The sequence below is a fragment of the Hansschlegelia sp. genome, from assembly GCF_035538955.1.
GTDB lineage: Bacteria > Pseudomonadota > Alphaproteobacteria > Rhizobiales > Methylopilaceae > Methylopila.
This window is the reverse complement of sequence record NZ_DATLJK010000015.1, coordinates 469,287-492,048: the sequence shown is the minus strand read 5'-3', so window position 1 is coordinate 492,048 and position 22,762 is coordinate 469,287. Positions and strand designations below refer to the sequence as shown.

Below are 22,762 nucleotides of genomic sequence, written 5' to 3'. Positions count from 1 at the left end.
GATGGAGCGCGAGCGCCTCGTCGTCATCGGGAACGGCATGGCCGGCCTGAAGCTCCTCGAGGAGCTGAGCGTCGCCTGCCGGGGCCGTTACGCGGTCACCGTGGTCGGCGGAGAAGAGAAGCCGGCTTATAATCGCGTCCTGCTGTCCTCTCTGCTCGCCGGCGAGGCGAGCGAGCAGGACCTTCGCCTCCGCGACCGCGACTGGTATGCGGCGAACGGCTTCGGCCTGCTGACCGGCGCGCCGGCCCAGGCGATCGACCGCGCCGAAAGGCTGCTAACCCTGAGCGACGGCCGCGCGGTCGCCTATGACAAGCTCGTCCTCGCGACCGGCTCCGAGGCGATCCGCCTGCCCCTGCCGGGCGCCGATCTGCCCCAGGCGCTGGTATTCCGCGACCATAACGACGCCACCCGGCTGCGCGCGCTCGCAGGCCCTGGCCGGCGCGCGGTCGTGATCGGCGGCGGACTGCTCGGGCTCGAGGCCGCCTGTGGCCTCGTCCGGCTCGGCTGCTCGGTCACGGTCGTCCACCTGGTCGACCGGCTCATGGAGCGGCAGCTCGACGCGAGAGGCGCCGCCACGCTGCGGCGCACGCTGGAGCGGCAGGGCGTCGCCTTCGTGCTCGGCGCCGAAAGCCGTCGCATCGTGGGCGAGGCCGAAGTCGCGGGCCTCGAACTGAGCTCGGGCGAAATCCTGCCGGCCGACTTCGTGGTGATGGCCTGCGGCGTGCGGCCCAACATCGGCCTCGCGAGGGCGGCAGGGCTGGCCGTCAATCGCGGGATCGTGGTCGACGACCGCCTCGCGACCTCGGATCCGGAGATTTTCGCCCTCGGCGAGTGCGCCGAGCATCGCGGCGCGCTCTACGGCCTCGTCGCTCCAGCCTATGAGCAGGCCAGGACGCTCGCCCGCCACCTCGCAGGCGACAGCGGCGCAAGCTACGCCGGCAGCGTGCTCTCGACCAACCTCAAGGTCTCCGGGATCGGCGTGTTCTCCGCCGGCGCGATCGAAGCGGAGGACGGGGACGAAACCATCACCCTCGCTGACCCGGGCCATGGCCAGTACCGCAAGCTGATCGTTCGCGATGACCGGCTGAAGGGAGCGATCCTGGTCGGCGAGACCTCTGACGCGCTCTGGTACCTCGATCTGATCACGGCCAAGACGCCGCTCGGCCCGCTGCGCGAAGACCTCGCCTTCGGCCGCGGCTTCGCCGTGGCGGCGTGAGGGAGAGACGATGAGCCAGGATTTTTCTCCCGACCAGAAACGCTATCTCGAAGGCTTCGTCTCGGGCGTGCAGGCGGTGCGCGGCGCGCGCGGGCTGCCGGGCTTTGGCGGCGCGACTGCGTTCCAGACGCAGCCGGCCGTAAATTCGCCGGCTACGGTTTCAGGACCTGACGCGGTTCATCTGGAGGCGATGGCGCGCTTCGAGCGCGAGGGCCGGAAGCTCAGCCCGCAGGAGGTCGCCAAGCGCGAGGAGCACCCGTTCGACGCCTACGCCCGGTTCAAGACCATGGCGAAGGAGAACAGGTTCGCAAAGCAGCTCGACGATTTTCGCATCCGCTTCCACGGCCTGTTCTATGTCGGGCCGACCCAGGACTCATACATGTGCCGGCTAAGGATCCACAATGGCATCCTGCGCGCGTGGCAGTTTCGCGGCGTCGCCGACCTCGCGCGGCAGTATGGCGGCGGCTACAGCCACGTCACGACCCGCGCCAACTTGCAGGTGCGCGAGATCGGCGCCGCTGACGGCATCCCGTTCATCGAGGGCCTCGTCGACCTGGGCCTGACCTCGAAGGGCTCTGGCGCCGACAACATCCGCAACGTCACGGGGACGCCCACCGCCGGGATCGACCCGCAGGAGTTGGTCGACACACGGCCCTACGCCAAGGAGTGGCACCACCACATCCTGAACGACCGCTCGCTCTATGGCCTGCCCCGCAAGTTCAACGTCGCGTTCGACGGCGCGGGCCGCATCGCGGCGCTCGAGGACACCAACGACATCGGCTTCCAAGCCGTTGAACTGCGCGAGGGGTTTGGCGTCGAGGCGGGCGTGTGGTGGCGGCTCGCGCTCGGCGGCATCACCGGACACAAGGATTTCGCGCGCGACACCGGCGTGATCGTTCCGCTCGAGCAGGCCACGAGGGTCGCCGACGCCATCGTCCGCGTCTTCATCCGCGCCGGCGACCGCACCGACCGGACCAAGTCGCGGCTGAAATACCTGCTCGACGCCTGGGGCTTCGAAAAATTCCTCGAAGCGGTCGAAACCGAGCTTGGCCTCAAGCTCACCCGGGCGCCGGCGGGAGCCGTGGCGCCGCGCCCCGAGAGCGATCGGATGGCGCATATCGGCGTCCATCCGCAGCGGCAGCCCGGCCACAACTGGATCGGCGTCACCCTGCCGCTCGGCCGGATGACCTATGAGCAGATGCGCGACCTTGCCGGGCTGGCCGAGGAATATGGCGACGGCGATATCCGCCTCACCGTCTGGCAGAACCTGCTGATCTCCGGCGTGCGCAACGCCTATGTGGCCGAGGTCGAGCGGCGCGTCGCGGAGATCGGGCTCGCGACCTCCGCCTCCAACGTCCGGGCCGGCCTCGTGGCCTGCACCGGCAGCCGCGGCTGCAAGTTCTCCGCCGCTGACACCAAGGGCTACGCGGACCAGATCGCGAGCCACATCGACGCCGTCGGGCTCACGGTGGATACGCCCATCAACATCCATGCGACCGGCTGCCACAACTCGTGCGCGCAGCACTACATCGGCGACATAGGCCTGATCGGCGCCCGCGTCGCGGTCAGCGAGGAGGACACCGTCGACGGCTTTCATCTGCATGTCGGCGGCGGCTTCGGCGGCGACGCCAATATCGGCCGCGAGCTCGTCCGGGACGTGAAGGGCGAGGACTGCCCGGCCGTCGTTGAGAAGATGCTGCGCGGCTATCTCGCCCGCCGCTCCGGCCCGCAGGAGACCTTCGCGGCCTTCTCGCGCCGTCACGAGATCGACGAGCTGAAAGCCATCTTCGAACTCGAGGGAGCGTGAGAGATGACCGCGCAGACCCCCATTCTGCCGCCGATCTTGCCCGAGAACGCGCCCTTCAGCCCGGAGCAGCGCGCCTGGCTCAACGGCTTCTTCGCCGGCCTGCTGTCGCTCGACGGCGGGGTGCAGTCGCTGTCTCCGGACGCCGCCAAGGCGCTGCTGGGTTCGCCGCTTCCCGGTGAGGCGAAGCCTGCGGAGGAGGATGACGGCGCGCCCTGGCACGACGCCTCTATGCCGATCAACGAGCGCATGCAGCTCGCGGAGAGCAAGCCGCTGCGGCGGCGCATGATGGCCGCGATGGCGCAGCAGGACTGTGGCCAGTGCGGCTATCTCTGCGAGAGCTATGCGGACGCGCTCGCCCGGGGCGAGGAGAAGAAGCTCAACCTCTGCGTGCCGGGCGGCAAGGAAACGCAGCGCATGCTGAAGAAGCTTGCGCTCGAGCTCGACGGCGGCGCGGCCCCGACGGCCGAGGCGCCCCCCCCGGGCGCGCCGGCCGCGGACGCCCCCGGACGGTCGCGGGAGTCCCCGGTTGAGGCGACCTTCCTGTCGCGGCGGCGCCTGAACGCGGAAGGCTCCGATAAGGAGACGAACCATGTCGAGATCGATCTCTCGCAATGCGGGCTGACCTACGAGCCCGGCGACAGCTTCGGCCTGTTCGCCAGCAACGCGCCGGAGCTCTGCGGCGAGGTCACGGCGCGGCTCGGCGCCGCAATGGACGACGCCGTGACGCATGACGGCGAGACCCTGACCCTGAGGGCGTGGCTCTCCGACAAGGTTTCGCTCGGCGTCGCGCCGGACGCGCTGTTCGAACTGCTCGGAACTTACGCGGAAGACGCCGACGACAAGGCGAAGCTCGCGCGCCTCGCCGAGGGCGATGATCCGGACGGCGACCTCGAGACGCTGGACGTGCTCGCCGCGCTTGAGAAATTCCCGGGCGCGACGCCGCCCGTCGCCGAATTCCTGGCGAGCCTCGAACCGCTGCAGCCGCGGCTGTACTCGATCTCCTCCGCGCTTTCCGCCGACCCGGGCAAGGTCAGCCTCACCGTCGACGCCGTGCGCTACCGCGTCGGCGACCGCACCCGTCTCGGCCTCGCCTCGACCTATCTGGCCGACCGGGTGGGACCGGGTGACCGTCTCAGGGTCTATGTGCAGAAGGCGCACGGCTTCGCGCTGCCGAAGGACGGCGCCACGCCGATCATCATGGTCGGCCCCGGCACCGGGATCGCGCCGTTCCGGTCGTTCCTGCGGGAGCGGCGCGCGACCGGCGCCGAGGGCGACGCCTGGTTGTTCTTCGGTCATCAGCGCGAGGCGACCGATTTTCTTTACCGCGAGGAGCTCGCCGAGCTTCAGGAGGCCAAAACCCTGACCCGGTTGTCGCTCGCCTGGTCGCGCGACGGGTCGGAGAAGGTCTATGTGCAGGACCGCATGCGTGAGGCCGGAGCCGAGCTCTGGAGCTGGCTCGAGCGCGGCGCGCATTTCTATGTCTGCGGCGACGCCAAGCGCATGGCGGCGGACGTCGAGAAGGCGCTGGTCGACATCGTCTCCGAGCATGGCGGGCGGGACGGCAAGGCGTTCGTCGCCGAGCTGCGCAAGGCGGGCCGCTATCAGGCGGACGTCTATTGATGAACGCAGCCGCTACTGGATCCTGGGCGGCTGTCCGCCGATGAACGCCTATGCGCGCGAGCGGCCTCCGGTCCGCACCACCTGCCCCTATTGCGGCGTCGGCTGCGGGGTGCTGGCGACCCCCGACGGCGCCGGCGGCGCGACGATCGCGGGCGACCCGGAGCATCCGTCGAATTTCGGCCGGCTCTGCTCGAAGGGCTCAGCGCTGGGCGAGACGCTGTCGCTCGACGGGCGGCTGCTGCACCCGGAGATCGACGGCCGCAGGGTTTCCTGGGACGAGGCGCTCGACGCCACCGCGCGCGGCTTCCGGGACACTCTGGAGCGCCACGGGCCGGAGGCGATCGCCGTCTATCTGTCCGGGCAACTGCTGACCGAGGATTATTACGTCGCCAACAAGCTGTTCAAAGGCTTCTTGGGCTCGGCCAATGTCGACACCAACTCGCGGCTTTGCATGTCCTCGTCGGTCGCCGGCCACAAGCGGGCGTTCGGCGCCGACACGGTGCCGGGCGTCTATCGCGACCTCGAGACCGCCGACCTCCTCGTGCTCGTCGGCTCCAACGCCGCCTGGTGCCACCCGGTGCTGCACCAGCGGATGCTGGCGGCGCGGGCGGCGCGTGGCGCCAGAATTGTCGTGCTGGACCCCCGCCGCACGGCGACCGCCGAAGAGGCTGACCTGCACCTGCCGCTGAAGGGCGGCTCCGACGTCGCGCTGTTCTCCGGCCTGCTCGTCGCGCTGGCGGACGGCGGCTTCGTTGATCAGGCTTATGTCGACGATCACACCGCCGGCTTCGAAGCGGCGCTCGCGCGGGCCCGCGAGATCGCTCCCGACCGCGCCGCCGTGGCGGCGGCCTGCGGGCTGGCCGAGACCGAGCTCGTCGCGTTCTACGAGCTGTTCGCCGGCGCCGAGCGGGTGGTGACGCTCTACAGCCAGGGCGTGAACCAGTCGGCGCGCGGCACCGACAAGGTCAACGCGATCATCAACGTTCATCTCGCGACGGGACGCATCGGCCGCGAAGGCATGGGGCCGTTCTCGCTGACCGGCCAGCCGAACGCGATGGGCGGCCGCGAGGTCGGCGGCCTGGCCAACCAGCTCGCGGCCCATATGGGCTTCGACGCCGTCTCGATCGACAGGGTCCGGCGGTTCTGGGGCGCGCCCCGCATGGCGCATTCCGAGGGCCGCATGGCCGTCGACATGTTCGACGCGATCGGCCGTGGCGAGATCAAGGCGCTCTGGGTGATGGGCACCAACCCCGCCGCGTCGCTGCCGCGCGCCGACGCGGCGCGTGACGCGCTTCGAAAGCTCGAGCACTTCGTGGCGTCGGAAAACGTCGCCTCCAACGACACGCTTGGGGCCGGAGCGAAGATCCGCCTGCCGGCCGCGGCCTGGGGCGAGAAGGACGGCACGGTCACGAATTCCGAACGTCGCATCTCTCGGCAGCGCCCGTTCCTCGCTCCGCCGGGCGAGGCGCGCCCCGACTGGTGGATTCTTTCGCGCGTCGCCGGGCGGCTCGGCTTCGGAAGTGACTTCGGGTGGCGGACGGCCGGCGAGGTGTTTCGCGAGCACGCCGCGCTATCGGCGTTCGAGAATGACGGCGCGCGCGACTTCGACATCGGCGCGCTCGCCGCGCTGGACGGGCCGGCCTATGACGATCTGGAGCCCACCCAGTGGCCTGCCCGCAAGGGCGCGGCTGGCGGCGAGACCCGCTTCTTCGCCGAAGGCGGGTTCTTCACGCCGGACCGCCGCGCGCGCTTCGTGGCGGTGGAGGTCCCGGCCGCCACCGACGCCGCCCGACCGCTCCGGCTCAACACCGGCCGCATCCGCGACCAGTGGCACACCATGACGCGAACCGGCAAAAGCCCGCGCCTCGCCAGCCACCTGCCTGAACCCTTCCTCGAGATATCGCCTGCGGACGCGCTTCGCGCCGGGCTCGCCGACGGCGGCTTCGCGCGCGTGACGAGCGCCCATGGCGAGGCGGTGCTCCGGGTGCAGCTCGACGAGCGCGCCGCCGACGGCGCCGTGTTCGCGCCGATCCACTGGACCCGCGAGACCTCCTCCCACGGCCACGTTGGCGCGCTCGTGCACGCCGTCACCGACCCGATCTCCGGCCAGCCGGACGCCAAGGCGACGCCGGTCTCGGTTGCGCCCGCGGCCTTTGCGCGACAGGGCTTTGCGCTGACTCGCGGCGTCCTCGGCGTACTGGATGGCGACGCCTGGTGGGCCCGGGCCGCGGCCCCGCAGGGTGTCAGCCTGCTGTTCGCCACCAACGCCGCCGTCGCGCTCGACCGGGTATTTCCCGATCTTCACGAGCGCGACGAGGTCGTCGACTTCGTCGACGCCGCCCGCAAGACCTACCGGGCCGCGGCGTTCCGCGACGGACTGCTCCAGGCGGCGCTCTTCGTCGGCGCCGGGCCGCAGGCGGGAGCGTGGAACTTCCTTCGAGCCAAGCTCGGGACCGCGCTCACCGACGGCGAGATCCGCGGCCTTCTTCTGGCCGGACGCGGGCGGGACGAAGCGGACTGCGGTCCTCTGGTCTGCGCGTGCCATGGCGTCGCCCGGGGCGCGATCGAGGATGCGCTGCGCTCGGGCGCGAGAGACGCCTCGGCAGTCGGCAGCATGACGAAGGCCGGCACCAATTGCGGCTCCTGCCTTCCGGAAATTCGCCGGATGGTCGCCGCGAGCGCGAGGACAAGCGTCCCGGCGTGAGCCTGTGCCCGGGACGGCTCAGGCCGGAAAGGCGAGCACGATGCGCGTGCCGTGATGCCCGGAGTCGCGTTCGATGCGTGACTGGATCGTCGCCGCCATGGTGCGGACGATCTTCTGGCCGAGCCCGGTGCCCTTCGGAGCGGCGTCTTCCGCCATGCCGATCCCGTCATCCTCCACGCTGAGCGCCAAGGTCGCGCCGGCGCGCGTGAGCTTGACGCGGACCTCGCCTTCGACGCCCGTCGGATAGGCGTATTTGAACGCGTTCGTGACGAGCTCCGTCACGATCACGCCGAGCGAGACTGCCCGGTCCGTCGCCATCTTCATCGGCTCGACCGCAAGCGCGATGCGGTGCGGGCGATCGCTGGTCCGAAGCGAGCTCTCGAGCTCTTCGGCGAGCCCGGTCAGATAATCGTCCATGTCGACGGATCGCACGTCGTGCGACGTGTAGAGCCGGCGATGGATCTGGGCGATGGCCAGGATGCGGGCCTCGGTCTCGCGCATCATGTCGCGCGCCGGACCGTCAGGCAGCGCCGAGGACTGCAGGTGCACGAAGGCGGAGACGAGCTGCAGGCTGTTGCCGACGCGGTGGTTGACCTCGCGCAGCAGCGTCTCGGCGCGATCGCGCGCCTCGACCATGGCGCGCTCGGCGGCTTCCTTCTGGCGCCGCACCTCGACCTGCTCGATCGCCTGCGTGATCGCGGCCCGCAGCAGAGCAAGGAACTCGCCCGCGACATCCTTAATGACATAGTCCGAGGCGCCGGCCTTGAGGGCCGCGACCGCGACCCGGCCGTCATCCGTGCCGGTGACGTAGATCACCGGCGGCCGCTCGGGCAGCGCCCTGATCGCCGGCAGCAGATCGAGACCCGTTTCGCCGGCGAGGAAATGATCGAGCGCGACGACGTCGAAGCGCTGCTCCCCGAGCAGCATCAGACCCTCGGCGCAGGTTCCGACCGCCGTCACCGCGTAGCCGGCCCGCGCCAAATCGCGCGAGACGAGGCGGCGCAGCGCCTCGTCATCCTCGATGTAGAGGATCTTGCCCGCGACCTCTGAGGGCCCTTGGCTCATGCGTCGGGGACCTGCATCACCGACAGGAACAGGCCGAGCTGGCGGATGGCGGTTGCGAAGGTGTCGTAGTCGACCGGCTTGGTGATGTAGACGTTGCAGCCGAGATCATAGCAGCGCTGGATTTCGACCTTGTCGTCGGTGGTGGTCAGCACGATCACCGGCGCGCGCTTCAGTCGGTCGTGGTGCTTGAGGATCGTCAGGATGTCGATCCCGGTCATGTCCGGCAGGTTGAGGTCGAGCAGGATCAGCAGGGGGCCGTTCGCGGTCGTCTCGCTCGACCGCAGGAACTGCAGCGCGGACGTGCCGTCGGCGAAATGGCGGATCTCGTTGTTCACGCCCGCCCGCCGGACGTTCTTCTCGATCAGCCGGGCATGACCTTCATCGTCCTCGATCATCACGATCACGACGGGACGTTGGTTGCTGGTGCTCATGCGGCGGCCTGCGTCTCGGTTTGCGGCCGCAGAACGGCCGGGAAGGTCAGATGGAAGCTCGAGCCCTTGCCCGCCTCGGAGGTCAGGCTGATCGTTCCGCCAAGGCGGCGCACGCTCGCGCGCACGAAGGCGAGGCCAAGGCCCTCGCCGGGCTTGTCCTGCGCGCCCGCGCGGCGGAAGAGCTCGAACACGCGCTCATGATCCCTGGCGTCGATGCCGCGTCCATTGTCCTCAATCGTATACTCGACCTGCGGCCCAATCCGCCGGCCGCGGATCTCGATCCGCCCCGGGCGCGCCGGATCAAGATATTTGACGGCGTTCTCTATCAGGTTCTGGAAGATCTGCTCTATAGAAAGCCGGTCCGTCACGAGCGCAGGCATGGCGGGATCGACCACGATCTCCGCGCCCACCGCAGTGGTCTGCTGATGCAGCGTCGCCGCGATGCCGTTCGCCATTTCGCTGACTGAGACGCTCTCGGGCGTCACCACGCGTCGGCCCTCGCGCGACAGCCGCAGGATCGCGTTGATCAGCCGGTCCATCTTCGAGGTCGACGTCCGGATGAAGCCGATCGCCTCCGGCAGGTCGACCTCCACCGCCTCACGCGTCTCCGGCTTGATCTTGTCCGGCACGCTTTCAGTCAGCTCGTCGAGCTGCTCCTTCAGCACGGCCCGCGCGGCGTCGAGTTCGCTGGTGAAGCCCATCACATTGACCAGCGGCGCCCGGAGATCATGGCTGACGATATAGGCGAAGCGCTGGATTTCCGCATTGGCGGCGAGGAGCTCCGACGTGCGCTCGGTCACCGCCGCCTCGAGCCCCTGATTGGCCTGAGCGAGCTCTTCCTGCGCCGCCGCAAGCACGCGCGTCTGACGGCGGACGAGCATTTGCGCCACGAAGGCGAGCGCCCCCGCGATGAGCAGGCCGAGCACCACGACGGCGAGCAGCCCGTTGGACAACCGGGCGGCGTCGTCGGTGCGTTCCGCAAGCGTGCGATCCTCGCGGACCGTCATCTGCGCGACCAGCTGGCGGACCTGCTGCATCGCCTCGCGCCCGCGGTCCGACATCACGATGGCGAGCGCCTCGTCGCGCTTGCCCGAGGTGCTGAGCCCAACGGTCTCCGAAAGCTCGTCGAACTTGACCTTCACCGCCGCCCGCAAGGCCTCGAAATCGGCGCGCTGCGGCCCCTCCGGGGCGACCAACTCGCCGAGGCGACGAATGTGATCGGCGATCTGCTCCATGGCCCGGCGGTAGGGCCTGAGATAGCGATCCTCGTTGGTGAGCAGATAGCCCCGCTGGCCCGTCTCGGCGTCCTGCGTGAGGCTCAGCGTCCTGACGATCTCGTTCTTGGTCTCGAGCGTGACCGCGACCTGGCGATTGAAGTCATCCGACTTGCTGACGAGCCAGACCGAAGCTCCCGCCACGCCAACGAGGGCGGCGAAGCCGAGAATGAGCATCAGGATTTCGTTGCGGACGGCCGAGCTCTTCGCGAGCATCCCAGTCATCGCGGCGTCCCGCGCGACGCGGAAAGGCGCAGTTCCCAGTCCCCCGGCACCCCGATTATCAACGTCACCGCCTGGTTGTTTATCCGCGGGTAGTCAAATGCCCCCTATCGGGGGCGCCGTCCAGCCCGAAATCGGCCGTGCGGCCCAGCTCTGGAGAAAAAACGGCGGATATCGCTCAGTCGGCGATCTTCAGGCTCCCGGCCGCCGCCTTGTCGAGCGCGCGGCGACGCAGGTCGACGGCGCGCCAGTTGAAGGTCATCCGGACGCGGCCGCCCGGCAGCCGCTTCACGCCCGCGATCCGACGCGGGCCGGCGGCCGCCCCGAAGGTCGCGACCGGGACGGTCCCGGTCACCTTGAAGCCGCGCGCGGCGAGCAGCGCCCTCACCTTCACGCAATAGTCGACCGAGCGCTGCGAGTAGCGGGTCTCGCCGTGGCCGGCGCGGTATTTCATGACGGTCGCGCAGATGTCCTGGCCGGTCTTCCGCCAGGCTTGGCTGAGATAGCGGACGCCGTAGCGCACGTTCACCGCGGGATCGAACAGTTCCGGCAGAGGCTCACGGAAGCCCAGCATGCGGGCCGTCGAGGGCAGCACCTGCATCAGCCCGACCTCGCCGACCGAGCCGACCGCATTCGGGTTGAAACCGCTCTCGACTTCGGCCACCGCCTCGGCGACCTCCGGCGGCAGTTCGTCCGCCACCGCCTGCTCGCGAACCATCTTGCGCAGGGTCGCGGCGTCGGGCGCGGCCGGAGGAGCCTCCGCAGCCGCGGGCGGCGCTGCGGGCGGGTCCGCGGGCGCCTGCGCGGTCGCGACATGCGCCCAGGCCAGCCACCCAAGCGCCGCCAGGCCGATCCGCCCGAGGCCGCCGCCGGTCGATCGACGCGGGCGCAGGCTGGCGCAGATTTGGGTCTCGCAAGGCATCGGGTCGATCTTGCGCAGCCGCGCGCCGCGACGGCAATCCTGGAGCGCCGTTAGGCTTTCAAGAAAGCTTTGGCGCCATGCTTCGCGCCTTGCCGCGCGAGACGCCGGAGCCAGACGCATGACCGCCTTCGACGCCGCGGGTCGGCCGCGCAGCCTGCCGTTCGATCGCTGGACGGCCGTCACCGTGATCGCAGTCGCGCTCGCGGCGGCGCTCGTCGCAGCGGCTCTTTATCGCGCGCTCGGCGAACATGGCGGCGTCAACAGCTACGCGCTGCTCGCCGACGCCTTCCTGCACGGCCGCTTCGACAGCCCGACCTGCTTCGACAGCGACTGCGCCCGCTTCCAGGACCGCATCTATGTGATCTTCCCGCCGGTTCCGGCGGTGATCGCGATGCCGCTGGTGGCGCTGTTCGGCGTCGACGCCCGCGGCTTCATTCCGATCTCGCTGGCGCTCACCGCCGTCAGCGGCTGGGCCTGGTGGAGCATCGCCGGCCGGCTCGGCCTCGGCCGTGACGCGCGGCTCTGGGCGACGCTCGCCTTCATCTTCGGCGCGCCCGCCGCTTATGTGACGCTGCGCGGCGACGGCGTCTGGTTCTTCGCCCAGGTCGTAGCGCTGGCCCTGGTCAGCCTGGCGATCCTGGCCGCGCTCGACCGGCGCCTCGTGCTCGCCGGCGCGCTGATCGGCCTCGCCTTCCTGTCGCGCCAGATGGCGCTGTTCGTCGCGCCGTTCCTGTTCGCGCTGTCGCGCCCCAGGGGCGCCCGGCTGATCGCCTTCGACCGCGACACGATCTCGGACGCGCTCCGGCTCGGCGCGCCGATCGTCGCCGCGATCGGCCTCTACTGCCTCTACAACTGGGCCCGGTTCGGGGCGCCGCTCGACACCGGCTACGCCCACATCGCCGACTACCCGCCGGAGAACGACCGCAACTTCATCACCTGGCGGATCCTCGATTTCGGCCTGTTCTCGAAGGACTACCTCGTCTTCAACCTGGCGCATCTGTTCCTGCAGGGCTTCCATGTCGAGTTCGGCGGCAAGTACATGACGGAGCTGGTCCGGATGGACCCGATGGGGACCTCGCTGATCGCCGCCAGCCCGTTCCTGCTCTACGTCTTCTACGCCCGGGCGGACGCCAGGCTCCTGGTCGGCGTCGTCGTGATCGCGATCGTCGCCGGGATCACGCTGTTCTACCATTCCAACGGGTTTTCGCAGCACAACGTGCAGCGCTACGCGCTCGACTGGCTGCCGGTGCTGTACGTCCTGCTGCTGCCCGCCTTCGCGGCCGATCCGGAGAAGGCGGCCGAGCGTCTCAAGATGTTCAGGCTGCTCGCGACCTACGCGATCGCGCTCAACGTGGCGGCGTTCGCGCTGGCGGCGGTCACCAAGGGCGCGACCTGAGCAAACGGCTCAGCGCGAGCCCTTCATGATCTGCCGGAAAGCGTCATCGAAGATGTAGCTGATCGCGAGCGCCGCCCCGATCGTGATGTGATCGGCGTCGCTGTAGAGCAGCTGCCCGTCCTGCTCGACCGGGCACACGACCGGTCCGCAGAGCGCCGCCGTCGGGTCGACGAACAGGCCGCCGTCCTTCTCGGTCTCTTCCGTCAGGATGTCGCGGGCGCGGGCCTGGCGCGCCGCCACGGCCTCCAGCGTCGGGGCGATCGCATCTGGCGGGGTGCGCTGCAGCAGCGCCTTCGCCACGCTGTAGGGCACGTCGTAGCCCGGCTCTGGGACCGCCATCACCACCACCGGCTTCTCGCCGCCGGCGACGATCTGGCTGAGCGTCTCATCCATCGCCGCCGCGAGCTTGGCGTCCTCGCCCGGCACCGCGCCGGGCACCTTGGCGGGGTCGAACATCATGCCCTCGCGGCCGTATTCGTTGCCCTGCGCGTATTTCGTCCAGCGCGCGACCATGAACACCGCGCCGACCTTGTGGGTGCGGAGGAAATCGAGAACCGCCGCATTCGTCTCGGCGCAGCGCCGCTCGGTCGAGGGCCGCACGCCGACCGTGTCGAACTCCCGCAACGGCGGGCAGGAGCCTGCGCCGACGAAATAGCCTCTGGCGCCGAAGCGCTTGGCGGCCGCCAGGATGCCGGGCGCGATCGCATGGGCGTGGGAATCGCCCCAGATCAGGAAATCCGCCGTCGTCCGGTCGGCGGGGCCGAAGGTGCAGATCTTGCCCGCGCGGATCTCAGCCGGCGTCGGACCGCCGCTGCCGTCCGTGTCGATGAAGCAGCGCTCCTCATTCCAGCGGTCGCCATGCGCCGAATAGGCGGCCAGCACGGGCTCCGGAAGCCGCGACGGCAGGCCGTGGGTCACGACCAGAACGCCGCCGGCGAGGCAGCAGACCGCGGCCCCGGCGGCCCCTGCGGAATACAGAGCGCGGCGCGAGCCGAACCTCTCGGGCCGCCGGAAGGGCTGCTCCACCAAGCGCCATGACAGCGCGGCCAGCAGGATCGAGAGCGCCGCGACGCCAGCGGCCTGCCATGGCCCCAGTTCCGCGCCCTGGCGGTATTCGATGAAGACGATCAGGGGCCAGTGAACGAGATAGAGCGAATACGAGATCTTGCCGACGAAGGTCAGGGGCGGCGCGCTCAGGAGCCGCGCCACCAGGCCTCCTTTGCTCGCCCCGTTGATCACGAGGGCTGCGCCGAGGGTCGGCAGCAGGGCGGCCACGCCCGGAAACGCGGTCGCGCCCCCGTAGAACGTGAAGGCCGCCGCGATCATCAGCGCCCCGACTGCGGCTGCGCCTGCGCCTTCCAGCCTGCGGACCGGCCGCAGCGCGATGAGTCCGCCGAGCAGAAGCTCCCACAGCCGGAACGGCGCGAGATAGAAGGCCGCGCTCGGCAGGGCGTCGGTCGCCACGATCCCGGCCGCGAGAGAGACGACGAAAAGCCCCGCGAGGACGGGCGCAACCGCCCTCGGCCGGCGCCGCCAGAGCCACGCCAGCAGCAGCGGATAGAACAGGTAGAACTGCTCCTCGATGCCAAGCGACCAGGTGTGCAGCAGCGGCTTGCTCTGCATCGCGGCGTCGAAATAGCCGGCCTTCAGCCAGAAGCCGATGTTGGACACCATCAGCGTCGCCGCGACGGCGCTCTTGCCAAACGAGATCAGATCGGCCGGCAGCAGAAAGATCGCGGCGCCGATCGTCGTGACGAAGATCGTGGCCAGCAGCGCGGGCGCGATGCGGCGGATGCGCCGCTCGTAGAACCGCGCGATCGTGAACTCGCCGCGGCTAAGCTCCGCAGCGATCACCGAGGTTATCACATAGCCCGAGATGACGAAGAAGACGTCGACGCCGGCGAAGCCGCCCGGCACGATTCCCGCCGCGTGATAGGCCAGCACGCCAAGCACGGCGACAGCTCGCAGCCCGTCGATCTCGGGGCGATAGGGGACGCTTCGCACTGACGAAAAAGCACCGGTGGAGGGACGGTCTTCCTACGCGCTGACTTTGTCAGCAGCAAGACGCCCGCCGGTCATGGCGCCGCGCGGAAGGTCAGCAGACGGTGGCCGACATAGCTGGTCGCGGCCCCGATGCCGATCGCCGCGGCGTGCGAGATCGGCTCGACCCAGAGCGTCCATCCGAGGGCAGGCGCGAGCCAATGCACGAAGGCGACGGCGAGCGCCCAGACCTCGATCGCCCCGATCACGTTCACGAGCACGAATTTCCAGAGCTGGGAGCGAGCGTCGCCCTGGTGCGCCTCGAACACGAAGAAGCGATAGAGGAAGAAGCCCACCACCATGCCGATCGCATAGGCGGCGATCACAGCGGCGCCGAACGGCATGACCTCGTTCAGCGGGAAGCGCGCCGCCCAGTTCACCAGCGCCGCGAAGCCGCCGGCGAGCAGGAAACGGCCGATCCGGCGCATCTCCTCGGGAGACATGCGGGAGCGGATCGCGGGGGGCATCAGCGCCTGCGCAAGCTCGTACACCGGACGCCTCACCAGAACGCCAGAGACCGCGGCAGCACCGCCGCGACAAAGGCGAGCGCCATCACGGCGCCGAGCGCCAGGCTCGGCTTGTCGCGCACCGCGAAGGCGACCGGGTCGTCATGGAGTTCGTCCCGCCCCGAGAGCACCCACACCCGGCCGAGCCAGAGGAACAGCACGCAAGGGAAGGTCCAGAGCGCGGCGGGCGTCGTGTAGAACCCGGCGCGGAACGCCTCGTTGATCAAATAGAGCACCATGACGAGCACGGCCGACATGCCGGTCGCCACCCCCATGCCGATCAGGAACGGCGCGTCCGCCGCCACATAGCCGCGCCCGCTCGCCTTGTCGGCCCCGGAGCGCGCGACCCGCACCATCTCGGTGTGCCGCTTGGCGAAGGACAGGGAGGCGAAAATGAACATCGAGAACACCAGCAGCCACGGCGATCCCGGCACGCCGGCAAGCGCGATGCCGATCACCAGCCGAAGCGTGAACAGCGCCGCGAGCGTGAACACGTCGAGCACCGCGACTCGCTTGAGGCGGAACGAATAAGCCACCGTGACGGCCAGATAAGCCAGAAAAGAGGCCAGCGTGGCGGCACCCAGCATCGCCGCGCCGGCCAGCGCGACGGCGATCCCGAGAGGCGCGGCCGTCAGGCCGGCGAGGATCGGCAGCCGTCCGCTCGCGAAGGCGCGGTCTTTCTTCGACCAGTGCCCCCGGTCGTCGTCGAGGTCCCACAGATCGTTCAGGACATAGGTCGACGAGGCGAGCAGGCCGAGCAGGAGGAAGCCGATCAGGACCGTCGCCCAGGCGTCAGGGTCGAACGCCCTGCCGCCGAGCACCAGCGGCACCGCCACCAGCGCGTTCTTGGCCCATTGATGCACGCGCGCCGCTTTGGCGACGGTTCGGAGCCCCAACGGCCGGCGCGGAATGACCGCAAGCGGCGCCCGGATGGATTCGATCGCGCGCAGCGTCCTGCCGCGGGGTTCGACCGCCACCGCTTCCTGCGCCGCGCGCCAGACCGGCAGGTCCTCTGCGGCGCCGCCCGCATAGGCGAAGCCGCCCGGAAACCGCTCCCGCAGCGCCCGCGCCCGCGCATCGCCTCTGAGTTCGGCCACGCCGCCGCCCGCGACCACGCCGCCGACGAAGCCGAACCGGCGGGCGATGCGGGCTGCGGTCGCGGGATCCGCGGCGGTCACGAGATGCACCTCTCGACCGCCCGCATGCTCCGCCTCGGCCATCTCGACCAGGTCGCGATTGACGGGCAGCGCGCCGACATTGATGTCGTTGCGCGCCGCCAGCCGACGCCGAAGCGCCGCCGGGCCGCGCAGCAGCCAGCCGAGAACCGTAAAGATCCGCAGAGGATTCTCGCGGAGAAAAGCCAGCGTGGCTTCAGCCGCGAGGTCGCCGCGCAAGAGGCCGCCCTCGACGCTGACGACCAGCGGCGGCCGGCCTCGAGCGGATGTCCGACGCGGCTCCGCTTCGGCCGGCGAAGGGCTGGGCGACATGCGCGGCTCCACGGCCATCGGCTGCGCTCCGGGGACGAGTGTCAGTTCCGCCGCGGCCATTTTTTGCGGCGTTTCGCCTCCTCCTAGGACAATCGGGTTAAGAACCGCCCTATGTCCGCCGCGATGACGCGTTTGTCTTCGTCCGCCGCAGGTCCCGGGTTGCGCGTCCCGGGGCCGGATGACATCTCCTCACGGCAGACATGTCCCGACCGATCGACACGGCCGCCGAAACCGAGACGCCGCGGCTCGCCCCGCATGTGACCGACCCGCCCCCCGGCGGGACGGACCGCGGACCCGTGGGCGGGGGCGCGCCGGAGATCGACCCCGTCCCCCCGACACAGTTCCCGAGACTTCGCGCGTTCGCCGCCCGGGCCCCATGGCGCACCATCGGAGCGTGCGGCTCGCTGCTGCTGTTCGGCATGGTGCTGTTCGTGCTGCACCGGCTCGTGCAGGAAGTCGACATCGCCGACGTCAAGGCCGCCGCGGCGGCCACTCCCTGGCGGATGCTGGCGATCTCGCTCGCCGCCACAGCCGCGAGCTACGTAGCCCTCACGGGCTATGACTGGTTCGGCATCATCCACATCAAGCGCCGGGACGTGGGCTACCCGATCGCGGCGCTGGCCTCGTTCACCGGCTATGCGCTGTCCTACACGATCGGGTTCCAGATCGTGGTCGCGGGCGCGGTGCGCTACCGGATCTACGCCGGCGCCGGCCTCGGCGCCGCCGAAGTCGCCGCCATCACGGCGATTTCGGCGCTGACGCTGTGGATCGGCATCTTCTTCACGCTCGCGCTCGGCCTCGTCACCGAGGCGCCGGACGTCTCTCGGCTCGACGGCCTGTCGGCGACGGTCAACGCCACCCTCGGCGTGATCATACTGGTCGCGCTCGCCGCCTATCTGCTGTGGATCAGCCGCCGCGAGCGCGCCGTCACGATCGACGGCTACCGGCTCGCCCTGCCGAACGTGAAGTCGACCGGCGCGCAGATCATCATCGGGCTGGTCGACCTGATGGGCGCGTCCTTCGCGCTCTGGATCCTGCTTCCGCCAGACGCCGCCATCGCCTTCCCGACCTTCGCCGCGCTGTTCGTCGTGGCCATGACGCTCGGCATGCTGAGCCACGCGCCCGGCGGCGCCGGCGTGGTCGAGGCGACCGTCCTGCTCGCCTTGCCGAACCTGCCGACCGACGCCGTGCTGGCTAGCCTGCTGCTGTGGCGCGTCGTCTACTACCTCATCCCCTTCACGCTCGCGCTCGCCCTGCTGGGGGCGTCGGAATTGGCCCGGCGACGCGGGCGCATGCACCGCGCCGGCGTCATGCTGGCCGCCGTGATGCGGCCGGTCGCCCCGATCGTGCTCGGCGCCGCGGTGTTCCTCGGCGGCATCGTGCTGCTCGTCTCGGGCGCGCTGCCCGCCGAGACCGACCGGCTGCATCTCCTGCGCCGCGTCGTGCCGCTGCCTTTCGTGGAGGCTTCGCATCTGCTGGCGAGCGTGGTCGGCGTGGTTCTGCTCGTGGTCGCGCACGGCCTCCTGCGGCGGCTCGACAGCGCATACCGGGTCGCCCAGGCGCTGCTCACCGCCGGACTGATCTTCTCGCTCACCAAGGGCTTCGACGTCGAGGAAGCGGTCGTGCTCGGCGTCGTCCTGGCGCTGCTCACCGTGAATCGCCGCGCCTTCTACCGGCGCGCGTCGCTGTGGGACCAGGACCTCGCCCCGGCGTGGCTCGCCGCCGTCGCGATCGTGCTCGCGGGCTCGATCTGGCTCGGCTTCTTCGCCTATCAGGGCGTCGACTACTCCAACCAGATGTGGTGGGACTTCGCCTATCGGGGCGACGCTCCCCGCTTCCTGCGCGCCAGCCTCGCGGCCTGCGTCGCGGCGCTCGCGATCAGTCTGCACGCGCTGCTGCACCGGCATGGCCGCCCGCGCGAGACCACGCCGGAGCCCGAGGAGCGGATCGCCGCCATCGTGGCGACGTCGCCGCGCGCGGATTCGAACCTCGCCTTCCTGGGCGACAAGCGCTTCCTGTTCTCGGAGGCCGGCGACGCGTTCATCATGTATCAGGTCCAGGGCCGAAGCTGGGTCGCGATGGGCGACCCGGTCGGGCCCGCCGAGCGCACATCGGAGCTGCTCTGGGCGTTCCGGGAGCTCGCCGACCAGCACGGCGGCTGGCCGGTGTTCTATCAGGCGAGCGTGGCGCGGCTGCCGACCTATCTCGACCTCGGCCTGTCGCTGCTGAAGCTCGGCGAAGAAGCCCGGGTGGACCTCGCGAAATTCACCCTCGAGGGCAAGGCCGGCTACGAGTGGCGCTATGTCGACCGCAAGGCCAGCAAGGAGGGCCTGGAGGTCGCTGTGGTTCCGGCGGGAGACGCCGTGGCGCTCTATCCGGAGCTGAAGCGCGTCTCCGACGCCTGGATGTCCTCCAAGAAGAACAGCGAGAAGGGCTTTTCGCTCGGCTTCTGGTCTGAGGATTATCTACGGCACTTCGACATCGCGGTCGTGCGCCACAATGGCCGCATCGTGGGCTTCGCCAACATGTGGTACGGCGCGAACCACGAGGAGGCGACGGTCGATCTGATGCGCTACGCGCCCGACGCGCCCAAGGGGGTGATGGACGCGCTGTTCGTCCGCCTGATGCTGCGCGCGAAGGCCGACGGCTATCGCTGGTTCAATCTCGGCATGGCGCCGCTCTCCGGCCTCGCCGACCACCCGCTCGGCCCGACCTGGAACAGGGTGGGCGCCTTCCTGTTCCGCTACGGCGACAACTTCTACAATTTCGAGGGCCTTCGGACTTACAAGGCCAAATTCCAGCCGGTCTGGGAGCCGCGCTACCTGGCCTGTCCGGGCGGCTGGGTGCTGCCGCAGATCCTGCTCGACGTCACGGCGCTGATCGGCGGCGCGCCGAAGCGCGCGACGCCTCACGCGCCGGCGCCCGAGCCGAGCCTGACCGAGGACTCCGCCGCGTGAGGGGCTCGCTGCTTCTCCCGGCGCTCGTCGCCCTGGTCGCGCTCGCCGGCCCAGCGGCGGCCGACGACCTCCGCCGCACCACCGTCGAGAACGAGACGCTGAAGGACGTCGCCGTGCTGGCGCCCGCCGGGGAGCCTTCGGCGATCGTCGCGCTGATTTCCGACCTGGACGGCTGGACTCCCGCCCGCGCCGCGGAAGCGGAGGCGATCGCCAAGGAAGGCGGGGCAGTGATCGCGATCGACCTGCCGCGCTACCTCGCGGGCGTCACCAAGACCTCCGAGGACTGCATCTTCATGTCCGGCGACATCGAGGATTACGCCCGCCTCGCCGGCAAGACGCTCGGCATGAAGAGCTATCGGCTGCCGGTGCTGCTGGGGGTCGGCAAGGGGGCCGACGTGGTTTACGCGATGCTCGCCCAGGCGCCCGCCAACATGTTCTCCGGCGGAGTGTCGGTCGGCTTCAGCGACCGGCTGCCGCTGTCGAAGCCCCTGTGCGACGGGCCGAAGTCGACCCGCAGGGAGGGCGATGATCTTGTGGTCGGCGACGACCCGCCCGAGGGGCTGCAGGGCGAATGGCGGATTCTCACGCCAGCGCCTGCCGCCGAGAGCCTCAAGAACTTCGTAAAGAACCTGCCGAACGCCGACGTGGTGGAGGAGGAGCCCGGCGCCGACATGGCCGCGGAAGCCCGCGACGCCGCTTTCGACATCGGCGGCGGCGAACCCGACGCGGTCAATTCGCTGCCGCTCGTGCTCTACCCGCCGAACCGCCCGGACCCGAAGGGCCTCGCGGTGATCTATGCCGGCGACGGCGGCTGGCGCGATCTCGACAAGAGCGTCGCCGGCTACTTCCAGCAGGAAGGCTACGGCGTCGTGGGCGTCGACACGCTGCGCTACTTCTGGAACGAGAAGACGCCGCGTGAGCTCGGCGACGATCTGGAGGCGATCGTCGGGCGCTACGCTCCGGAATGGAAGGCCAAGCGCATCCTGCTCGCCGGCTATTCCTTCGGCGCCGACGTCATTCCGTTCGCGTGGCAGCGCATCTCGCGATCGGTGCGCGACCAGGTCGGGCTAATCGCCTTGCTGGGCCTCTCCAAGACCGCCGACTTTGAGGTCAGCGTGGCGGGCTGGCTCGGGGTCGGCTCAGGCGAGCACGACGTGCTGAAGTCTTCCGCGAGTCTCCCGATGGACCGCGTGATGTGCGTCTACGGCAAGGAGGAGCTCGAGGAGAAGGACAATGACGTCGCCTGCGCGACCGACGTGTTCCCGCCCTCAGCGCGGCTCGAGCTCCCCGGCGGGCATCATTTTGACGAGGATTACGCGGCGCTCGCCAAGCGTATCGACGACGAGTTCACCAAGCGCGCCTCCACCGGCCGCTGACCGCCGAGCGCTATCGCGACGGCGCGTCCAGAGCTAACCTGCATCAAGCATCCGCCGCGGGCGCGGCGAATGGGCGGAGGACAGCCCATGTCGGTGAGCTCCGAACCGGTCGCTCCGGCGGCGCTTACGGCGCAATGCTGCGTCGTGGGCGGCGGGCCTGCGGGCCTGATGCTGGGCCTGCTCTTGGCGCGGGCCGGAGTTGACGTCGTCGTGCTGGAGAAACACGCCGACTTCCTGCGCGATTTCCGCGGCGACACCATCCACCCCTCGACGCTCGACGTCATGGCGGATCTCGGGCTGCTGAAGCGCTTCCTCGACCTGCCGCACCAGGAGGTCGAGACGCTGACCGGCTTCGTCGAGGACGAGCCGTTCCGGATCGCCGATTTCCGGCGGCTTTCCACCCGCTGCCGGTTCATCGCCTTGATGCCGCAGTGGGATTTTCTCGACTTCATCGCCGGCGAGGCCGAGCGCTACCCGAATTTCCGCCTGCTTCGGCGGGTCGAGGCGACAGGTCTGGCGCGGCGCGAGGGACGCGTGACCGGCGTCGAGGCCCGCGCAGAAGCCGGTCCGCTCGCCGTGACCGCCGATCTGGTGGTGGGGTGCGACGGCCGCCGTTCGACGGTCCGCCAGAGCGCCGGCCTGGAGAGCGAAACGCTCGGGGCGCCGATGGACGTGATGTGGTTCCGGCTTTCGCGCGAGCCGACCGACGGCGACGCCACCGCAGGGCGGTTCAGCGCCGGCGCGGTGTTCGTGACGATCAACCGCGGCGACTATTGGCAGTGCGCCTATTTGATCCCGAAAGGCGGCGCGATCGCCGTCCGGCAGAAGGGCCTGGAGGCATTTCGTCAGGCCGTGGCGCGGCGGGCGCCGTTCGCGCCCGAGCGGGTCGCGGACCTCGCCTCCTGGGATCAGGTCAGCCTGCTGACCGTGGCGGTCGATCGGCTGAAGCGCTGGGACCGGCCGGGCGTGCTGTGCATCGGCGACGCCGCTCACGCGATGTCGCCGATCGGCGGCGTCGGCATCAACCTGGCGATCCAGGACGCGGTCGCGACCGCCAATCTCCTGGCCGCTCCCTTGCGTGAGGGCCGGCTCGGCCAGGAAGACGTCCGGCGCGTGCAGGCCCGTCGGGAATGGCCGACGCGGGTGACGCAGGCGCTGCAGGTCCAGGTCCAGAACCGCATCATCTCGCCGGCGCTCAGCAGCGGCGAGCGCCTGAGGCCGCCGCTCGCGCTGCGGCTCCTGGGGCGGTTCCCGGCGCTGACGCGGATACCCGCCCGGATCGTCGGCGTCGGCGTCCGCCCCGAGCGGGTGACGGCGCCGGCCGCAGCGACGCCGCGGCCGCTCTAGGGGCGGCCGGGCTCCTCGGGCGCCCGCGCGTCGATCGCCAGCGCATGCACCGGCCCGGCGAGCTCCGCGGCAAGCAGCGCGTTGACCCGCCTATGGCGCTCGATCCGGCTCACGCCCGAAAACGCGTCCGAAACGATCCGCACGCGGAAATGCGTCTCGCCGCCCGGGCGCGACCCCGCGTGGCCGGCGTGCAAGTGGCTTTCGTCGACGACCTCCAGCCGCTGCGGTCGCAACGCCTCGGTCAGGGCGCTCTCGATGCGGTCGCGCACGCTCATGCTAAGTCTCCGTCTTCGCCGCTGAATCGATCCGGGCGGGGCGCTCGTCAAGCCGCCCGGACGAAGAGCGGTGTTGCGCCGCCGCATCCTTGTTCGGGTCCGCCGGCGCAACCATAA

16 protein-coding genes are annotated in these 22,762 nt (G+C 70.0%); 8 read left to right on the top strand and 8 right to left on the bottom strand.

What is annotated here, in order from left to right; genetic code table 11:
- Position 1 precedes the first annotated feature (1 nt).
- From VM780_RS14380 to VM780_RS14360, 4 genes are read left to right on the top strand one after another with little or no spacing between them, the layout of a single operon-like run.
- Positions 2-1,216: an NAD(P)/FAD-dependent oxidoreductase gene (locus tag VM780_RS14380; RefSeq protein ID WP_414652831.1), complete on the top strand. Its 1,215-nt coding sequence runs from the start codon at positions 2-4 to the stop codon at positions 1,214-1,216.
- A 10-nt stretch (positions 1,217-1,226) separates the two neighbouring features.
- A complete protein-coding gene (locus tag VM780_RS14370; RefSeq protein WP_325448477.1) occupies positions 1,227-3,023 on the top strand; it encodes a NirA family protein in 1,797 nt (598 codons plus the stop codon).
- Between the two features lie 3 nt (positions 3,024-3,026).
- On the top strand, positions 3,027-4,643 hold the full coding sequence (locus VM780_RS14365; RefSeq protein WP_325448475.1) for a sulfite reductase subunit alpha: 1,617 nt from the start codon (positions 3,027-3,029) through the stop codon (positions 4,641-4,643).
- Positions 4,644-4,683: 40 nt separating this feature from the next.
- Positions 4,684-7,347, top strand: a complete 2,664-nt coding sequence (locus VM780_RS14360) for a molybdopterin-dependent oxidoreductase (protein WP_325448473.1) — start codon at positions 4,684-4,686, stop codon at positions 7,345-7,347.
- Between the two features lie 18 nt (positions 7,348-7,365).
- On the opposite strand, the gene VM780_RS14355 is transcribed toward VM780_RS14360, so the two are convergent.
- The 4 genes from VM780_RS14355 to VM780_RS14340 all read right to left on the bottom strand — a co-directional run bounded on the left by VM780_RS14355 (position 7,366) and on the right by VM780_RS14340 (position 11,261).
- Positions 7,366-8,412 (bottom strand): sensor histidine kinase, encoded by a 1,047-nt coding sequence (locus VM780_RS14355; RefSeq protein ID WP_325448471.1) that lies wholly within the window; start codon positions 8,410-8,412, stop codon positions 7,366-7,368.
- Entirely contained in the window at positions 8,409-8,843 is a 435-nt protein-coding gene (locus tag VM780_RS14350; RefSeq protein WP_325448469.1) for a response regulator, read from the bottom strand. Before VM780_RS14350 ends, VM780_RS14355 begins: the two co-directional genes overlap by 4 nt.
- Complete coding sequence (locus VM780_RS14345; RefSeq protein ID WP_325448467.1) at positions 8,840-10,342, bottom strand: sensor histidine kinase; 1,503 nt, start codon at positions 10,340-10,342, stop codon at positions 8,840-8,842. The genes VM780_RS14350 and VM780_RS14345 overlap by 4 nt, the downstream gene beginning before the upstream one ends.
- Before the next feature lie 175 nt (positions 10,343-10,517).
- Positions 10,518-11,261: a lytic transglycosylase domain-containing protein gene (locus tag VM780_RS14340; RefSeq protein ID WP_325448465.1), complete on the bottom strand. Its 744-nt coding sequence runs from the start codon at positions 11,259-11,261 to the stop codon at positions 10,518-10,520.
- A 118-nt stretch (positions 11,262-11,379) separates the two neighbouring features.
- Here VM780_RS14340 and VM780_RS14335 point away from each other — a divergent pair, with 118 nt between their 5' ends.
- Complete coding sequence (locus tag VM780_RS14335) at positions 11,380-12,657, top strand: hypothetical protein (RefSeq protein ID WP_325448463.1); 1,278 nt, start codon at positions 11,380-11,382, stop codon at positions 12,655-12,657.
- 9 nt (positions 12,658-12,666) lie between these two features.
- Here VM780_RS14335 and VM780_RS14330 read toward each other — a convergent pair whose 3' ends face one another.
- The 3 genes from VM780_RS14330 to VM780_RS14320 form a co-directional block, all read right to left on the bottom strand.
- Positions 12,667-14,661 carry an acyltransferase family protein gene (locus VM780_RS14330; protein WP_325448461.1) on the bottom strand — a complete coding sequence of 665 codons (1,995 nt, stop codon included), beginning with the start codon at positions 14,659-14,661 and terminating at the stop codon, positions 12,667-12,669.
- A gap of 71 nt (positions 14,662-14,732) precedes the next feature.
- Positions 14,733-15,200: a GtrA family protein gene (locus tag VM780_RS14325; protein WP_325448460.1), complete on the bottom strand. Its 468-nt coding sequence runs from the start codon at positions 15,198-15,200 to the stop codon at positions 14,733-14,735.
- On the bottom strand, positions 15,197-16,690 hold the full coding sequence (locus VM780_RS14320; RefSeq protein ID WP_325448458.1) for a UbiA family prenyltransferase: 1,494 nt from the start codon (positions 16,688-16,690) through the stop codon (positions 15,197-15,199). The genes VM780_RS14325 and VM780_RS14320 overlap by 4 nt, the downstream gene beginning before the upstream one ends.
- A gap of 200 nt (positions 16,691-16,890) precedes the next feature.
- Here VM780_RS14320 and mprF point away from each other — a divergent pair, with 200 nt between their 5' ends.
- The 3 genes from mprF (at position 16,891) to VM780_RS14305 (ending at position 22,370) form a co-directional block, all read left to right on the top strand.
- Positions 16,891-19,647, top strand: coding sequence for a bifunctional lysylphosphatidylglycerol flippase/synthetase MprF (mprF, locus tag VM780_RS14315; RefSeq protein ID WP_325448456.1), 2,757 nt, complete (start codon positions 16,891-16,893; stop codon positions 19,645-19,647).
- Entirely contained in the window at positions 19,644-21,023 is a 1,380-nt protein-coding gene (locus VM780_RS14310; RefSeq protein WP_325448454.1) for an AcvB/VirJ family lysyl-phosphatidylglycerol hydrolase, read from the top strand. Before mprF ends, VM780_RS14310 begins: the two co-directional genes overlap by 4 nt.
- 87 nt (positions 21,024-21,110) lie before the next feature.
- Complete coding sequence (locus tag VM780_RS14305) at positions 21,111-22,370, top strand: FAD-dependent oxidoreductase (protein WP_325448452.1); 1,260 nt, start codon at positions 21,111-21,113, stop codon at positions 22,368-22,370.
- On the opposite strand, the gene VM780_RS14300 is transcribed toward VM780_RS14305, so the two are convergent.
- Positions 22,367-22,645 carry a BolA family protein gene (locus VM780_RS14300; RefSeq protein ID WP_325448451.1) on the bottom strand — a complete coding sequence of 93 codons (279 nt, stop codon included), beginning with the start codon at positions 22,643-22,645 and terminating at the stop codon, positions 22,367-22,369. The genes VM780_RS14305 and VM780_RS14300 overlap by 4 nt on opposite strands.
- Between the last annotated feature and the right edge of the window lie 117 nt (positions 22,646-22,762).

What these genes read in the sequence shown, in the direction of transcription:
- VM780_RS14380 (WP_414652831.1), top strand. Translation starts at nt 2, where the DNA reads ATGGAGCGCGAGCGCCTCGTCGTCATCGGGAACGGCATGGCCGGCCTG.
- VM780_RS14370 (WP_325448477.1), top strand. Translation starts at nt 1,227, where the DNA reads ATGAGCCAGGATTTTTCTCCCGACCAGAAACGCTATCTCGAAGGCTTC.
- VM780_RS14365 (WP_325448475.1), top strand. Translation starts at nt 3,027, where the DNA reads ATGACCGCGCAGACCCCCATTCTGCCGCCGATCTTGCCCGAGAACGCG.
- VM780_RS14360 (WP_325448473.1), top strand. Translation starts at nt 4,684, where the DNA reads ATGAACGCCTATGCGCGCGAGCGGCCTCCGGTCCGCACCACCTGCCCC.
- VM780_RS14355 (WP_325448471.1), bottom strand. Translation starts at nt 8,412, where the DNA reads ATGAGCCAAGGGCCCTCAGAGGTCGCGGGCAAGATCCTCTACATCGAG.
- VM780_RS14350 (WP_325448469.1), bottom strand. Translation starts at nt 8,843, where the DNA reads ATGAGCACCAGCAACCAACGTCCCGTCGTGATCGTGATGATCGAGGAC.
- VM780_RS14345 (WP_325448467.1), bottom strand. Translation starts at nt 10,342, where the DNA reads ATGACTGGGATGCTCGCGAAGAGCTCGGCCGTCCGCAACGAAATCCTG.
- VM780_RS14340 (WP_325448465.1), bottom strand. Translation starts at nt 11,261, where the DNA reads ATGCCTTGCGAGACCCAAATCTGCGCCAGCCTGCGCCCGCGTCGATCG.
- VM780_RS14335 (WP_325448463.1), top strand. Translation starts at nt 11,380, where the DNA reads ATGACCGCCTTCGACGCCGCGGGTCGGCCGCGCAGCCTGCCGTTCGAT.
- VM780_RS14320 (WP_325448458.1), bottom strand. Translation starts at nt 16,690, where the DNA reads ATGTCGCCCAGCCCTTCGCCGGCCGAAGCGGAGCCGCGTCGGACATCC.
- mprF (WP_325448456.1), top strand. Translation starts at nt 16,891, where the DNA reads ATGTCCCGACCGATCGACACGGCCGCCGAAACCGAGACGCCGCGGCTC.
- VM780_RS14305 (WP_325448452.1), top strand. Translation starts at nt 21,111, where the DNA reads ATGTCGGTGAGCTCCGAACCGGTCGCTCCGGCGGCGCTTACGGCGCAA.
- VM780_RS14300 (WP_325448451.1), bottom strand. Translation starts at nt 22,645, where the DNA reads ATGAGCGTGCGCGACCGCATCGAGAGCGCCCTGACCGAGGCGTTGCGA.